Source organism: Shinella sp. H4-D48, assembly GCF_022637395.1.
Lineage (GTDB): Bacteria > Pseudomonadota > Alphaproteobacteria > Rhizobiales > Rhizobiaceae > Shinella > Shinella sedimenti.
In genome coordinates this window covers 280,234-294,409 of the sequence record NZ_CP093337.1, presented here as the reverse complement: position 1 = coordinate 294,409, position 14,176 = coordinate 280,234, and the positions used below count along the sequence as shown (strand labels likewise).

The window sequence follows — 14,176 nt, the reverse complement described above, 5'->3', positions numbered from 1 at the left end:
TTTCTCTCAGGTCACCCTCCCGCACATATGCGGGTCAGGTCCTCTTAACAGATCAACCGCTGCCGGGCGATCCGGCAGCGGTTGATTCCGATTGGCAATGCGCGGAAATCCCGCGTTTAGTCGATCACACGGGTCGCGCGGCCGACGACGGCTTCGGGAAGCGTGACGCCCATCTTGGTCGCCGCGCCCTTGTTGACGACGAGGTCCGTGCCGGCGGCAACCTTCACGGCGATATCGCCCGGCTTCTCGCCCTTAAGGATGCGCACGACGATGTCGCCCGTCTGCTTGCCCACGTCCTTGTAGTTGAAGCCGAGTGCCGCGATGGCGCCGCGCGAAACGGAATCCGTGTCGGCGGTGAAGAGCGGCAGCTTGGCTTCCTCGGCAACCGCGACCGCACCTTCAAGCGCGGAGATGATCGTGTTGTCCGTCGGGATGTAGATGGCATCGGCACGCCCGACGAGCGCGCGGGCGGCGCCCTGCACTTCGGCGGACTTGGTGGCGGCGGATTCGACGACCGTCAGACCGGCCTTTTCGGCTTCGGCCTTCAACACGGCAAGCAGCGAAACCGAGTTCGCTTCACCCGAATTGTAGAGGTAGCCGATGGTCTTCGCTTCCGGCAGGATTTCCTTGATGAGCGCGAGATGTTCGGCGACCGGCGACATGTCGGACAGGCCCGTCACGTTGCCGCCCGGCTTGTCCATGTCGGTGACGAGCTGTGCGCCGAGCGGATCGGACACGGCCGTGAAGACGACAGGGATATCCTTCGTCGCGGAAACGACGGCTTGGGCTGATGGCGTGGAAATCGGGACGATGACCGTCGGGTCCTCGCCGACGAACTGGCGGGCGATCTGCGCGGCCGTCGCGGGGTTGCCCTGTGCGGACTCGTAGAGGAACTTGAGGTTCTCGCCGTCCTTGTAGCCTGCCGCTTCCAGCGTTTCCTTCACGCCGTCACGCACCGCATCCAGTGCCGGGTGTTCGACGATGGCCGTCACGGCAACGGTGACGTTTTCGGCCTTTGCGGGCAGCGAAAGTGCAAGCGTTGCCGCACAGGCAAGCAGAAGATGGCGCATGAAGTCTCTCCCTTGAATAATTCTGGCCTTTCTAGGCAAATCGCGCAGCCAGATCAATTGTCAGACTTCGGTCGTTCAATCACATTTTCTGATGGAATCGGCGGACCGTCGCAAAACCTCAGGACGCCTTGCCCTCTTCCGCCTGATCGACGGAATAGCGCATGATCAGCGGCATCTGGGCCAGCGTGAAGACGATGGTGATGGGCATGGTGCCCCAGACCTTGAACGCCACCCAGAAATCGGTCGAGAACGAACGCCACACCACCTCGTTGAGAACCGCGAGGAACAGAAAGAACAGACCCCAGCGCAGCGTCAGCTTGCGCCAGCCCTCGTCGGTGAGCTTGAAGGCGGCATGGAAGACGTAGCCGAGCAGCGACTTGCCGAACAGCAATCCGCCGAGCAGGATGGCGCCGAACAGCGTGTTGACGATCGTGGGCTTCATCTTGATGAACGTGTCGTTCTGTAGCCATAGCGTCAGCGCGCCGAAGACGAAGACCACGATGCCCGAGATCAGCGGCATCATCGGCAGCGTGCGCGTCAGCACCCAGGAAACGATGAGCGCTATTGCCGTCGCGGCCATGAAAAGCCCCGTGGCAATGAAGATCGGGCCACCCATTTCGGCCAGCACGGGAAAGTGCGAGGCCAGCCATTCGCCGCGCGAATTGGCGAAGAAGAACACGACGAGCGGGCCGAGTTCCAGCACCATCTTGAGGAGCGGGCTGACCTTCTCCTCGGTCTTGGCCGGGGCGTCCATCGTTGCCTTGCTCATGCCTGTACTCCTGCAATCGCTTCCGCGAAATCCTTGGCCTCGAAGGGTTCGAGATCGTCGATCCCTTCGCCGACGCCGATGAAATAGACCGGCAGCTTTTGCTTGGCGGCAATGGCCACAAGAATGCCGCCACGGGCCGTACCGTCCAATTTTGTCATGATCAGGCCCGAAACGCCCGCGACGTTGCGGAAAATCTCGACCTGGTTCATGGCGTTCTGGCCGGTCGTGGCATCGAGCGTCTGGAGCACGGTGTGCGGCGCGTCCGGATCGAGCTTGCCGAGCACGCGCACGATCTTTTCCAGTTCCGCCATCAGCTCCGTCTTGTTCTGGAGGCGGCCGGCCGTGTCGATGATCAGCACGTCGCTCTTGCTTTCCTTCGCCCGCTCATAGGCTTCGTAGGCAAGGCCCGCTGCATCCGCGCCAAGCTTGGACGAGACGATTTGCGAGCCGGTGCGTTCGGCCCAGATCTTCAGCTGCTCGATGGCCGCCGCGCGGAACGTGTCGCCCGCCGCCATCATCACCTTGAGGCCGGCGCCGGAGAGTTTGGCGGCGAGCTTACCGATCGTCGTGGTCTTGCCCGTTCCATTGACGCCGACGACAAGAATGACGTGGGGCTTGTGATTGAGGTCGAGTTCCAGTGGCCTTGCGACCGGCGATAGCACCTTTGTGATCTCGCTTGCCATGATGCGCGAGACATCGGCGCCGGTCACGTCCTTGCCGTAGCGTTCGGATGCCAGCGTATCGGTGATGCGCAGCGCAGTCTCCACGCCGAGATCGGCCTGGATCAGCAGATCCTCCAGATCCTGCAGCGTGTCATCGTCAAGCTTGCGCTTGGTGAAGAGGCTGGTGATCTGCCCCGTGAGCTGCGAGGAGGTGCGCGAAAGCCCGTCGCGCAGACGCTGGAACCAGGTGCGCTTCGGCTCCGGTGCCGCGACCTCGACGACGGGTTTGCTTTCCGCCGTGGCAAAACCCTTGGGCAGCGCCTTCGGCTCGACGGTAACGGCCTCGTCGAGAACGGCATCGTCTGTTGCGGGCACCTCCTGCTCTTCGGCGGGTGCAACGCTTTCTTCCGGCTCGATGACATCTTCGGTAACAGCAACGGGCTCTTCCACAACGTCAATGTCTTCGGCCGGCGCTTCCGGTTCCGCCTCGACGATCGCGTCTTCCGCCACCACGTCCGGGCCGTCATCAGAAGGTCCGCCCGCCGTTTCCATCTCGGCCGGCGCCACCGGGTCTTTCGCGACCGGCAGGTTGGGTGCATGCGGCAGGGGATAGATATCCGGCTCCGGCTCGTCGGGAACGTGGCTGCCGGCTTCCGGATTGGCGGCCTCCGCTTCGTCGAGCAGCGCGTCGCGCTCTACGATCTCGACAGGCTCTTCCGCCACCAGGGCGGGCGCTACCGCGTCATCATCGGGCACGACGACGGGAACCTCCGCCTCCGACTTCTGCTCGGGAGCGTTGTCTTTTCCGAAGGTGAAAATCTTCTTGATGAAGCCGAGGGCCATGAAAGGTGTCCGCTAGTTATGCGAGAAGGCGGTTACGGGCCGCATGGTCAGGTGCTTTCCATTGTGGCCGGTGATCGTCACCGGCACAAGGTCGCGCGGTTTGAGACCCGCGGCATCGACCAGCGTGAAGTTTTCCGTGTGGGCAAGGCCGTTGTTCTCGACGAGGATCATTTCCTCTCTCCCTATCATGGAGACGAGATGGGCCTCGGCGAGCCGTTTTCCAGTCTCGCGCAGACGCCCCGCACGCTCCTTGACCAGCGTCCGGTCGAGCTGCGGCATGCGCGCGGCCGGCGTTCCCGGGCGCGGACTGTAGGGAAAGACATGCAGATGCGCGATGCCGCAATCTTCCGCGAGCCGCCCGGCATTGGCGAACATCTCCTCCGTCTCCGTCGGGAAACCGGCGATCATGTCGGCCCCGAAGCTCGCCTGCGGGCGGAGATCGCGCACGCGACCGCAGAAGGCACGTGCATCGGCGGCCGAATGGCGGCGCTTCATGCGCTTGAGGATCATGTCGTCGCCATGCTGCAAGGACAGATGCAGATGCGGCATGAAGCGCGGCTCGTCGGCAATCAGGTCCCAGAGATGATCGTCCGCCTCGATGCTGTCGATGGAGGAAAGCCGCAGGCGCCTGATCTCCGGCACCTGCTTCAAAAGGGTGTTGGCAAGCTGCCCGAGGCTCGGTTTTCCGGGCAGGTCGGCGCCGTAGCTGGTGGCGTCCACGCCGGTCAGTACGATCTCGCAGTAACCGCTCTCGACGAGTTTGCGCGCCTGCTCCACCACCGCGCCCATCGGCACCGAGCGGGAATTGCCACGACCATACGGGATGATGCAGAAGGTGCAGCGGTGGTCGCAGCCGTTCTGCACCTGCACGAAAGCGCGCACATGGCCGTCGATGAGCTTCACCATCTGCGGCGCGGTTTCCCGCACGCTCATGATGTCGTTGACGCGCAGTTTCTCTTCGGCCGAGACGCCGAAATCCGGCAAACGGCGATAGGAGGCGCTTTTCAGCTTTTCCTCGTTGCCGAGTACGGCGTCCACTTCCGGCATGCCGGCGAAAGCGGCACTTTCGGTCTGTGCGGCGCAGCCGGTCACGATGATGCGGGCATGCGGATTGTCGCGGCGCGCGCGGCGGATTGCCTGTCGCGCCTGGCGCACGGCCTCGCCGGTCACCGCACAGGTGTTCACCAGCACGGCATTGTTCAGCCCCGCCTTCTCGGCTTCCGCACGCATCACTTCCGATTCGTAGGTGTTGAGCCGACAGCCGAAGGTTATGACCTCGACCCCGCTCAAAGGGCGGCCGCCTCGGCGTCATCCCGGCGGAAGGCGCCGGTTGCGGGATCGAGCGTGCCGGACCACTCCCATTCGGCCGGCCCTGTCATGACGACGTGATCGTCCTCGCGCCATTCGATGGTGAGCCTGCCGCGGTTGGGGCTGCTGGCGACGGTGATCTCCACCTTGCGGCCCGTGCGGCCGGTGCGCGCGCCGGAAACGCCCGCCGAGCAGGCAGCCGATCCGCAGGCGAGCGTCAGCCCTGCGCCGCGCTCCCAGGTGCGCGTCGTCATTGAGGTCGGCGACGTCACCTGCGCCAGCGTGATATTGGCCTTTTCCGGAAACATCGGATGGTTTTCGAGCAGCGGGCCGAAACGGTCGAGATCGAAGGTCATCGGATCGCGGTCGACCCAGAAGATCGCATGCGGGTTGCCCATCGACATGACCGACGGCGAATGCAGCACGGGATCGTCGATCGGTCCGATCTGCAACTCGATCCGGCTCGTGTCGTAGAATTCCTCGGCAAGCGGAATGCGGTCCCATTCGAAGACCGGCTTGCCCATATCGACGGAAATCGTGCCGTCCTCGTGCTCGACGGCGTTCAGGATGCCGGCGACGGTTTGGAAGGTAAATGCCTTCTTGTCCGTCTCTGCGGCCAGCGCCTGCACCACGCAACGTGTGCCGTTGCCGCAGGCCTGCGCCCGCGTGCCGTCGCAATTCAGGATCTCGATGAAAGCGTCCGTGCCATCGACCTTCGGATCGTGGATCGCCATGATCTGGTCGAAGCGCGTGGCGGGATCGGCATTGAGCGCAATCGCCGCCGCCGGCGTGACGGCATCCGGACGCCCGCGCATGTCCACGACCAGGATCATGTTTCCCAGCCCGTTCATTCTCGCGAATTCGACCGTCTTTGTCATTGCGCCTGCCCGATTGGGCCAAAGGCGGCCCGTTGGGCCGTATATGGCGGAAAAGCCCGCGGATTTCCAGTACTTTGCTCAGGCCGCGGAACGAGGAACCTCGAACACCTCGCCGGGCCTCATGGCGCGAAAACGCTCGCGCCCGATGCCGGCGGCGTCCAGCGCGGTTTCCAACGCCGCCAAGGGCTCGTCCACGCCCTCGTTGGTCAGCCGGAACGTGCCCCAATGATGTCCGGCGACAAAGGCGGCACCGCTCGCCACCATGCCCTGCACGGCCTCGTCGGGATTCTGGTGCTGCGGGCGCATGAACCAGCGCGGCTCATAGGCGCCGAAAGGCAGGTTGGCGAGACGGATCGGCCCATGCTTTTCCCGGATCGCCCGGTAGTTGATGCCCCGGTGAAAGCCGGTATCGCCGATATGGTAGATCTTTCCGCCCGGAGTCTCGATAAGGAAAGCCGACCACAGCGCCATGCGGCGATCGGCCAGCCCGCGCGCCGACCAGTGGTGGCACGGTTCGCAATGGAGCGTCACATCGGCCGTCAAGGGCGTACTGCCGCCCCAATCCATGGTCGTGACGCGCCCCTTGCCAGCGACCGGTCCGATGATCCTGTCATTGCCGAGCGGCGTGAAGATCAGGCAATCGTCCCGCCTGGCCAGCGTTTTCAGCGTTGCGAGGTCGAGATGGTCGTAGTGGTTGTGCGTGACGAGCACGATGTCGATCTTCGGCAGGTCGTCGAGCCGGATGCCCGGCGGATTGACGCGCTTGGGCCCGGCAAAGGGCAAGGGGCTCGCCCGGTCGCTCCAGACGGGGTCGGTCAGGATGTTGAGGCCAGCGGTCTGGATCAGAAGGGTGGCATGGCCCACCATGGTCACGACAAGGCGATCGTCCGCCACGCGCGCCTCCGGCACGGCCGGTGGAAAAGGGCTCGGCCAGTCGGTCGGCCAAGCCACGCGTCCGCCACCGAATTGCCAGCGCAGCAGCTCGACAAAATTGTTCGGCTCCTCGCCATCGGGATTGAAGAAGCGCGTTCCGTCGAAATGGTCGCTGACGGGGCCGTCATAATAACGGTTCGCCCCCCGGCCCGTGCCCGCAACTGCGCCGCCCGAAGGCATCGCGAGAGCGCCTATACCGGACCATTTGAGAAATTTGCGACGATTCATCGCCAGAAGATAGGTGCGCGCGCCTTTTGTCGCAACGGCCCGGCGCGGGCTCTCGCAAATGTGACGACGAGCCGGATTTGGCGATGTCCTTGACTTTCCAGCCCCGATGAGGTTAAAGCCGCGCCATCAGCGACAAGTGAGAATGCTTGAAGCCGCCGACCGGGACCCGCGAAGGTATAAAGAGATCCCGGAGGTCAACACCCGACAGCGCGATGCGCCCTCGGGTGCTTTTTGGCTTTGCGTCTTGTTTTCGTCGCCGATAGCACCGACGTTTCCGGCACAACTGGAAACAAGAAGGAAGACGTGATGTTTGAAACACTCCAGGACCGCCTTGGCTCCATTCTGAATGGACTGACAGGCCGTGGCGCGCTTTCCGAGGCCGATGTCTCGGCGGCACTGCGCGAGGTCCGCCGTGCGCTTCTGGAAGCGGACGTGGCGCTGGAAGTGGTGCGCTCCTTCACCGATGCGGTGCGCGAGAAGGCCGTCGGCGCGGAAATCCTGAAGTCGATCAAGCCCGGCCAGATGGTCGTCAAGCTCGTGCATGACGAGCTTGTGTCGATGCTCGGCTCCGAGGGCGTGTCGATCGATCTCAATGCGGCCGCTCCCGTCGTCATCATGATGGTCGGCCTCCAGGGCTCGGGCAAGACCACCACATCGGGCAAGATCGCCAACCGGCTGACCACGCGCGACAAAAAGAAGGTCTTGATGGCCTCGCTCGATACGCGCCGCCCGGCCGCGCAGGAGCAGCTTCGCCAGCTCGGCGTCCAGACCGGCATCGATACGCTGCCGATCATTGCCGGCCAGTCGCCCACCGATATCGCCGCGCGTGCCGTGCAGGCCGCCAAGCTCGGCGGCCATGACGTCGTCATCCTCGACACCGCTGGCCGCACCCATATCGACGAGCCGCTGATGATCGAGATGGCGGAGATCAAGCGGAAGTCCAATCCGCATGAAATCCTGCTCGTCGCCGATGCGCTGACCGGTCAGGATGCCGTCAACCTCGCCCGCAATTTCGACGAACGCGTCGGCATTACCGGCCTCGTGCTGACCCGCATGGACGGCGATGGCCGCGGCGGTGCTGCCCTTTCCATGCGCGCCGTCACCGGCAAGCCGATCAAGCTGATCGGCGTCGGCGAAAAGATGGGCGAACTGGAGGAATTCCACCCCCGCCGTGTCGCAGATCGCATCCTCGGCATGGGCGACATCGTCTCGCTCGTCGAGAAGGCAGCCGAGAATATCGACGCCGAAAAGGCGGCCGCCATGGCCGCCAAGATGGCCAAGGGCAAGTTCGACCTGAACGACCTTGCCGACCAGCTGGCCCAGATGCAGAAGATGGGCGGCATGGGCGGCATCATGGGGCTGATGCCCGGCATGGCCGGCATGAAGGACAAGATGTCCGCCGCCGGCCTCGACGACAAGCTGTTCGGCCGCCAGATCGCCATCATCAATTCGATGACCAAGGCCGAGCGCGCCAACCCCGACATTCTCAAGCATTCCCGCAAGAAGCGCATCGCCGCCGGCTCCGGCACCGATGCCTCCGACATCAACAAGCTTCTCAAGATGCATCGCCAGATGGCGGACATGATGAAGATGATGGGCGGCAAGAAGGGCGGCATGATGAAGCAGATGATGGGCGGCCTGGCCGGCAAGATGGGCCTCGGCGGCCTTGGCGGCGGCATGCCGGACCTGTCGAAGATGGACCCAAAGCAGCTCGAGGCGCTGGCCAAGCAGGCCGAGGCCGCCGGCATCAAGCCGGGCAGCATGCCGGGTCTGGGCGGCGGCGGTCTGCCGGGCCTTGGCGGCGGGCGCCTTCCCGGTCTCGGCGGCCTTCCGGGCCTGCCCGGCCTGCCGAAGAAGAAGTGAGGGGCTGAGGCATGAGCATCGATCCGAAAGTCCGCGAACAGCTGGGCGAGTACCGGCAGTCGATCGACAATATCGACGCTGCCCTCGTGCATATGCTCGCCGAGCGCTTCCGCTGCACCCAGGCAGTGGGCGTGCTCAAGGCGACGCATGAACTGCCGCCGGCCGATCCGGCGCGCGAAGAATACCAGATCGAACGCCTCCGCCGCCTGGCGAAGGACGCCAATCTGGATCCGGATTTCGCGGAGAAGTTCCTGAACTTCATCATCCGCGAGGTGATCCGGCATCATGAAGCCATTGCCGCTGAACACAGCGGTGCAAACCAGAATACCCCTGCGTAAACCAAGCGCAGGGTCACCACATCGAAGGAGAAAAACATGTCCCTGAAAATTCGTCTCGCCCGCGGTGGCTCCAAGAAGCGTCCGTACTACCAGATCGTCGTTGCAGACGCCCGTTCGCCCCGTGACGGCCGCTTCCTCGACCGCCTCGGCGCCTGGAACCCGATGCTCCCCAAGGACGACGCCAACCGCGTCCAGATCGACGCCGACCGCGCCAAGGAATGGATCGCCAAGGGCGCCCAGCCGACCGACCGCGTTGCCCGCTTCCTGGACGACGCTGGCGTTCTGAAGCGCGAAACCCGCAACAACCCGAACAAGGCAAAGCCGGGCAAGAAGGCTGTCGAGCGCGCCGCCGAGAAGAAGCAGAAGGAAGAGGACGCCGCTGCTGCTGCCGCCGAATAATCGACGGCACGTTCATTTCGAAGCGGGCGGCGTGTCTCATGCCGCCCGTTTTCGTTTGGAGCGTGGCGCGGAACGTCGTAAAGCGTCTTCGCCCGCCCTTGTCTGAAACCGGAACGATCGAACGCTCGGAAGCAACCATGGTGAAACTGGAAAATCCCGTCCTCATGGGCAGCATCGGCGCCGCGCAGGGCCTGCGTGGCGAGGTCCGCGTGAAATCCTACACCATCGACCCCACCGCCATCGGCGATTACGGCCACCTGCACACCGACGATGGCCGGTCCTTCGAGGTGCTGGAGGTGCGCGAGGCGAAGAACGTGGTCGTCGTGCGCTTCCGCGGCATCAACGACCGCAATGCCGCCGAAGCGCTGAACGGTCTCGATCTCTACATTGAGCGCGACAACCTGCCGGACGAGGAACTGGACGAGGACGAGTTCTTCTATGCCGACCTGGAGGGGCTGGAAGCGGTCGACGAACAAGGTCGCAGCCATGGCACGGTGACGGGCATCTTCGATTTCGGCGCCGGCGACCTCCTTGAACTCAAGGGGCCCGGCAAGCGGCCGGTGCTCATTCCCTTCTCCGAAGCCGCCGTGCTGGAAATCGACGTCGAGGGCGGAAGACTGCTCATCGACCCCGTCGCCGCCGGCCTGGTTGACGACGAGAAGGAAAACGGACCAGGTCGCCGCCGCCCGCCGCTTTCAGACGGCGGTGAATGACGTGGCTTTCCGCGCCACCGTCCTGACGCTCTACCCGGAAATGTTTCCGGGCCTGCTCGGCCAGTCGCTGTCCGGCAAAGCGCTTGCACGCGGCGACTGGGCGCTGGATTGCGTCCAGATCCGTGACTTCGCCACCGACCGCCACCGCTCCGTCGACGACACGCCGGCCGGCGGCGGCGCGGGCATGGTGCTGAAGCCCGACGTGCTGGCGCGGGCCATCGACCATGCCAGCGAAGGCGACGAGCGCCCCCGCTTGCTGATGAGCCCGCGTGGCCGGCCGCTCACCCAGAAGCGCGTGCGCGAACTTGCAGCCGGCGACGGCGCCATCATCGTCTGCGGCCGCTTCGAGGGCGTCGACCAGCGCGTCATCGACGGGCGCGGGCTGGAGGAAGTCTCCATCGGCGACTACATCCTCTCCGGCGGCGAGCCGGCGGCCATGATCCTGCTCGATGCAGTGGTTCGCATCCTGCCCGGCGTCATGGGCAATGCGCTATCGGGCGAACATGAAAGCTTCGAGGGCGGCCTGCTGGAGCACCCGCATTACACCCGCCCGCAGGTCTGGGAAGACCGGGAAATTCCCGCCGTATTGACATCCGGCAACCACGCGGCAATCGAGAAATGGCGCGGCGAGGAAGCCTTGAAGCTGACGCGCGAACGCCGGCCGGACCTTCTGGCCGCTCAGCCCATCACGAAATAATAGACGGTCAGCGCCAGCCCCACGGCAACGACAAGGCCGCGAATGACCGGCTGCGGCACGCGCCGCGCCGCCCAGACGCCGGCATAGCCGCCGACGGCCCCGGCCGGCACCATGATCGCGGCCTGCGGCCAGGCCACCACATCGCCGCTCGCGAAAACGACGATCGCCATGCCGGCGATGACGAGGGCCAGGAAATTCTTCAGCGCATTCAGCCGATGGTAGTCGCCGCCCTTGGTGAGGCCGAGTACCGCGAGCGTCATGATGCCCATGCCCGCGCCGAAGAACCCGCCATAGATCGAAGTCACGAACTGGCCCGCAAGCCCGGCCGGCGAGACCGGCTTTTCCGGCGAAAGCGTCTTCGGCCGCAGATAGGGCCCGGCCGCGAAGACCAGCGTCGCGCCGAGGATCAGCCAGGGAACGAGCACGCGGAAGGCCGCGTTCGACATCGACACAAGGATGAGCGCGCCGATCAGCCCGCCCACCAGCGACAGCGCCCCGAGAACCATGGCTTCGCGCTTGTCTGCGCGGATTTCGCGCGCATAGGCGAGCGTCGAGGTAACATAGCCGGGAAACTGCGTGATTGCGGAGGTGGCGCTGGCCACGATCGGCGGCAGGCCGGTCAGCGTCATCGCACCGAAGGTCAGGAAGGTGCCGCCGCCGGCAATGGCGTTCACCACGCCCGACAGGAAGCCGGCGACAAACAGGAAAACGGCATCGACGATCGTCATCTCACTCCCACGGGCCTGAAAAGGCCTCCCCTCGATTGCTGATAGCGGTCGACGCGGGGGCCGGCAAGGCGAGAAAATTCGCCCGCACAGCCCGATTCTTCCGGCATAAGGGATGACAAGGCGGCCCGATTGGTGTATTGGCCCGCTCGGATTTGGGATTATCCCGCCGACCTGCAATCAAAGAATGGCGAATCCGCTCCGTCCGGCAACGGACTACCAAAGGAGGCATGACCTCCGAGGGACCGTCGAGCGCTCTGGCTGTTTCAGAACAACCGAAGGTTAGACCGATGAGCATCATCAAGCAGCTCGAGGCCGAACAGGCCGCCAAGATTGAAGCCAAGCGCACCCTGCCGGAATTCTCCCCGGGTGACACCGTTCGCGTCAACGTACGCGTTACGGAAGGCACGCGTACCCGCGTTCAGGCCTATGAAGGCGTCTGCATCGCCCGTTCCGGCGGCGGCATCAACGAGAGCTTCACCGTCCGCAAGATCTCCTACGGCGAAGGCGTCGAGCGCGTATTCCCGGTTTACTCGCCGCTCGTCGAAGGCGTCGAAGTCGTCCGCCGCGGTAAGGTCCGCCGCGCCAAGCTCTACTACCTGCGCGATCGTCGCGGCAAGTCGGCCCGTATCGTCGAGAACGTCGGCACCCGCGCCCGCAAGCTGAACGACGCCGAGCGCCAGGCCATTGCCGAGGAAAAGGCACGTCTGGAAGCCGAGAAGGTCGCAGCCGCTCAGGCGCTTGCCGCTGAAAAGGCCGCAGCCGAAGCCGCCGAGAAGGCCGCTGCTGAAGAAGCAGCAAAGACTGCCGAAGGCGCCGCCGAATAATCGGCAGGCCCTTGGAAGAATTGAAGCCGTCGGCCCTGGCCGGCGGCTTTTTGTTTTACGCAAACGCCTTGCGGCGCACGCGTCGTGCTTGCCTCACCGCCTGAACCTGTGACAGTGTTTCACCGCCACAATTCCAGGAGTTCAACTCGATGTTTTCCCGCCGCACCGTCCTTGCAGGCCTCGCCGCCGCTGCCCTCATGCCCGCCGCCGCGCTCGCCTCGGACCTGCCCGATCTCGGTGGCAGGACCGTCGTCGTGGTCACCGAGAACGCCTACCCGCCGCTGCAGTTCGTCGATCCCAAGACCGGTGAGCAGATCGGCTGGGAATATGACGCGATGAACGAGATCGCCAAGCGGCTGAACGTCAAGGTCGAGTACCAGAACACCTCCTGGGACGCGATGATCCAAGCCGTTTCCGACAACCAGTACAACATCGGCATGACCGGCATCACCATCAAGGACGATCGCAAGGAGAAGGTCGATTTCTCCGATCCCTACATGCGCTCGCAGCAGTTCATGCTGGTGCGCGCCGATGAAAGCCGCTTCACGGACGCCAAATCCTTCGCCGCACTCGAGGATGGCCTGATCGCCGCCCAGCCCGGCACGTCGCCCTTCTACACCGCCGTCTACGAAATCCTCGACGGCAACGAGCAGAACCCGCGCATCAAGCTGTTCGAAACCTTTGGCGCCACGGTGCAGGCGCTCCAGGCCGGCGACGTGGATCTGGTGCTGACGGACAGCGTCGCGGCGAAAGGCTATGTCGATTCCTCGGGTGGCAAGCTCAAGGTGGTCGGCGAGCCGCTCGGCACGGAGGATTTCGGTTTCATCTTCCCCAAGGGCTCCGACCTCGTCGCGCCCGTCAACGCGGCGATCGCCGCGCTCAAGGCGGACGGAACGCTCGACGCGCTCAACAAGAAATGGTTCCTCGACTACAAGATGGGTGAGTGACGGGCCGACATGGCATCCGTTTCCCCCGGTGCTGACAAGGGTGACTACCCCTGGTGGCTGGTTGCCCTTGCCCTGATCGCGCTCACGCTTGCCGGCGTCATCGTCGCGAACGATCTCTACAGCCAGGTGTTCGGCGTCGTCCTGAAGGGGCTGTGGGTGACGATCTTCGTCACCCTCGTCGCCTTCCTGCTCGCCACCCTGCTCGGTCTCGGCATCGCCCTGATGGCCCTTTCCGAAAGCAAGGTGCTGCGCCAGATTGCGCGCTTCTATACGGAGGTCATCCGGGGCGTGCCGGTCCTCGTGCTGCTCTTCTACATCGCCTTCGTCGGCGCGCCGGCGCTGGTCGCGGTCATCAATTTCATCCTCAGTCCGTTTGTCTCCGCAGGCTTGATGGAGCCGATGCTGGTGCGCGACCTCTCGCTGATGTGGCGCGCGATCATCGCGCTGATGATCGGCTATTCCGCCTTCATCGCCGAAGTCTTCCGCGCCGGCATCCAGTCCGTCGACAAGGGCCAGATCGAGGCGGCCAAGGCGCTTGGCCTCTCCCGCGTCCAGCGTTTCCGGCTCGTGGTCTTTCCGCAGGCGATCCGCGTCATCCTGCCGCCGCTCGGCAACGATTTCGTGGCGATGGTGAAGGACAGTTCGCTGGTCTCGGTGCTCGGCGTCGCCGACATCACACAGATGGGCAAGGTCTATGCCTCCGGCTCCTTCCGCTTCTTCGAGACCTATTCCATCGTCGCCTATGTCTACCTCGTCCTCACCATAGGCCTGTCGCTGGCGCTGCGGGGGCTGGAAAGACGGCTGCGGCGCGGCCTGCATCCATGATTCTTCGTGGATTGCCGAAACCCGTAAAAATCGCTATATGCGGGATCATGGAATCCAAATTCGGATGCACGGAAAAGCATGTCGTCGTGCTGCAGGACCACAAGCGCCTGCCGGCACGCTTCTTTGCGCGTGTATTCGGGGCGCTCACCAG

At 64.2% G+C, this 14,176-nt stretch carries 15 protein-coding genes; 8 read left to right on the top strand and 7 right to left on the bottom strand.

Translation table 11 applies throughout. From position 1 onward, the window contains the following. Nucleotides 1–116 precede the first annotated feature (116 nt). From MNR02_RS01355 to MNR02_RS01330, 6 genes are all read right to left on the bottom strand, one after another. Nucleotides 117–1,070 carry an ABC transporter substrate-binding protein gene (locus MNR02_RS01355; protein ID WP_241947816.1) on the bottom strand — a complete coding sequence of 318 codons (954 nt, stop codon included), beginning with the start codon at nt 1,068–1,070 and terminating at the stop codon, nt 117–119. A 118-nt stretch (nt 1,071–1,188) separates the two neighbouring features. Next, nucleotides 1,189–1,839: a septation protein A gene (locus tag MNR02_RS01350; RefSeq protein ID WP_370879953.1), complete on the bottom strand. Its 651-nt coding sequence runs from the start codon at nt 1,837–1,839 to the stop codon at nt 1,189–1,191. Continuing rightward, nucleotides 1,836–3,344, bottom strand: coding sequence for a signal recognition particle-docking protein FtsY (ftsY, locus tag MNR02_RS01345; protein WP_241947815.1), 1,509 nt, complete (start codon nt 3,342–3,344; stop codon nt 1,836–1,838). The genes MNR02_RS01350 and ftsY overlap by 4 nt, the downstream gene beginning before the upstream one ends. A gap of 12 nt (nt 3,345–3,356) precedes the next feature. After that, nucleotides 3,357–4,634 (bottom strand): tRNA (N(6)-L-threonylcarbamoyladenosine(37)-C(2))-methylthiotransferase MtaB, encoded by a 1,278-nt coding sequence (mtaB, locus tag MNR02_RS01340; RefSeq protein WP_241947814.1) that lies wholly within the window; start codon nt 4,632–4,634, stop codon nt 3,357–3,359. After that, nucleotides 4,631–5,530, bottom strand: a complete 900-nt coding sequence (dapF, locus tag MNR02_RS01335; RefSeq protein ID WP_241947813.1) for a diaminopimelate epimerase — start codon at nt 5,528–5,530, stop codon at nt 4,631–4,633. Before dapF ends, mtaB begins: the two co-directional genes overlap by 4 nt. A 78-nt stretch (nt 5,531–5,608) precedes the next feature. Next, complete coding sequence (locus MNR02_RS01330) at nt 5,609–6,691, bottom strand: MBL fold metallo-hydrolase (RefSeq protein ID WP_241947812.1); 1,083 nt, start codon at nt 6,689–6,691, stop codon at nt 5,609–5,611. Between the two features lie 306 nt (nt 6,692–6,997). Between MNR02_RS01330 and ffh the strand changes: the two genes are divergently transcribed. The 5 genes from ffh to trmD all read left to right on the top strand — a co-directional run bounded on the left by ffh (nt 6,998) and on the right by trmD (nt 10,701). Next, complete coding sequence (gene ffh / locus MNR02_RS01325) at nt 6,998–8,554, top strand: signal recognition particle protein (RefSeq protein ID WP_241947811.1); 1,557 nt, start codon at nt 6,998–7,000, stop codon at nt 8,552–8,554. 11 nt (nt 8,555–8,565) lie between these two features. After that, complete coding sequence (locus MNR02_RS01320) at nt 8,566–8,892, top strand: chorismate mutase (protein WP_241601031.1); 327 nt, start codon at nt 8,566–8,568, stop codon at nt 8,890–8,892. Between the two features lie 36 nt (nt 8,893–8,928). After that, a complete protein-coding gene (gene rpsP / locus MNR02_RS01315) occupies nt 8,929–9,291 on the top strand; it encodes a 30S ribosomal protein S16 (protein ID WP_241601030.1) in 363 nt (120 codons plus the stop codon). Between the two features lie 137 nt (nt 9,292–9,428). Then, complete coding sequence (rimM, locus tag MNR02_RS01310) at nt 9,429–10,004, top strand: ribosome maturation factor RimM (RefSeq protein ID WP_241947810.1); 576 nt, start codon at nt 9,429–9,431, stop codon at nt 10,002–10,004. Nucleotide 10,005: 1 nt separating this feature from the next. Continuing rightward, nucleotides 10,006–10,701, top strand: a complete 696-nt coding sequence (trmD, locus tag MNR02_RS01305) for a tRNA (guanosine(37)-N1)-methyltransferase TrmD (protein ID WP_241601028.1) — start codon at nt 10,006–10,008, stop codon at nt 10,699–10,701. Here trmD and MNR02_RS01300 read toward each other — a convergent pair. Then, the gene (locus tag MNR02_RS01300; protein ID WP_241947809.1) at nt 10,683–11,429 is read right to left on the bottom strand and encodes a sulfite exporter TauE/SafE family protein; all 747 of its coding nucleotides are present in this window, start codon (nt 11,427–11,429) and stop codon (nt 10,683–10,685) included. The genes trmD and MNR02_RS01300 overlap by 19 nt on opposite strands. A 287-nt stretch (nt 11,430–11,716) precedes the next feature. On the opposite strand from MNR02_RS01300, the gene rplS reads away from it, so the two are divergent. The 3 genes from rplS to MNR02_RS01285 all read left to right on the top strand — a co-directional run bounded on the left by rplS (nt 11,717) and on the right by MNR02_RS01285 (nt 14,025). Beyond that, nucleotides 11,717–12,253 carry a 50S ribosomal protein L19 gene (rplS, locus tag MNR02_RS01295; protein ID WP_241947808.1) on the top strand — a complete coding sequence of 179 codons (537 nt, stop codon included), beginning with the start codon at nt 11,717–11,719 and terminating at the stop codon, nt 12,251–12,253. A 149-nt stretch (nt 12,254–12,402) separates the two neighbouring features. Further along, nucleotides 12,403–13,200 (top strand): basic amino acid ABC transporter substrate-binding protein, encoded by a 798-nt coding sequence (locus MNR02_RS01290; protein WP_241947807.1) that lies wholly within the window; start codon nt 12,403–12,405, stop codon nt 13,198–13,200. A 9-nt stretch (nt 13,201–13,209) separates the two neighbouring features. Beyond that, complete coding sequence (locus MNR02_RS01285; RefSeq protein WP_241601024.1) at nt 13,210–14,025, top strand: amino acid ABC transporter permease; 816 nt, start codon at nt 13,210–13,212, stop codon at nt 14,023–14,025. The last annotated feature ends 151 nt before the right edge of the window (nt 14,026–14,176 follow it).

Excerpts from the sequence above, each read along its gene's own strand:
- MNR02_RS01355 (WP_241947816.1), bottom strand. The coding sequence starts at position 1,070 with ATGCGCCATCTTCTGCTTGCCTGTGCGGCAACGCTTGCACTTTCGCTG.
- MNR02_RS01350 (WP_370879953.1), bottom strand. The coding sequence starts at position 1,839 with ATGAGCAAGGCAACGATGGACGCCCCGGCCAAGACCGAGGAGAAGGTC.
- ftsY (WP_241947815.1), bottom strand. The coding sequence starts at position 3,344 with ATGGCCCTCGGCTTCATCAAGAAGATTTTCACCTTCGGAAAAGACAAC.
- dapF (WP_241947813.1), bottom strand. The coding sequence starts at position 5,530 with ATGACAAAGACGGTCGAATTCGCGAGAATGAACGGGCTGGGAAACATG.
- MNR02_RS01330 (WP_241947812.1), bottom strand. The coding sequence starts at position 6,691 with ATGAATCGTCGCAAATTTCTCAAATGGTCCGGTATAGGCGCTCTCGCG.
- ffh (WP_241947811.1), top strand. The coding sequence starts at position 6,998 with ATGTTTGAAACACTCCAGGACCGCCTTGGCTCCATTCTGAATGGACTG.
- MNR02_RS01320 (WP_241601031.1), top strand. The coding sequence starts at position 8,566 with ATGAGCATCGATCCGAAAGTCCGCGAACAGCTGGGCGAGTACCGGCAG.
- rpsP (WP_241601030.1), top strand. The coding sequence starts at position 8,929 with ATGTCCCTGAAAATTCGTCTCGCCCGCGGTGGCTCCAAGAAGCGTCCG.
- rimM (WP_241947810.1), top strand. The coding sequence starts at position 9,429 with ATGGTGAAACTGGAAAATCCCGTCCTCATGGGCAGCATCGGCGCCGCG.
- MNR02_RS01300 (WP_241947809.1), bottom strand. The coding sequence starts at position 11,429 with ATGACGATCGTCGATGCCGTTTTCCTGTTTGTCGCCGGCTTCCTGTCG.
- rplS (WP_241947808.1), top strand. The coding sequence starts at position 11,717 with ATGAGCATCATCAAGCAGCTCGAGGCCGAACAGGCCGCCAAGATTGAA.
- MNR02_RS01290 (WP_241947807.1), top strand. The coding sequence starts at position 12,403 with ATGTTTTCCCGCCGCACCGTCCTTGCAGGCCTCGCCGCCGCTGCCCTC.
- MNR02_RS01285 (WP_241601024.1), top strand. The coding sequence starts at position 13,210 with ATGGCATCCGTTTCCCCCGGTGCTGACAAGGGTGACTACCCCTGGTGG.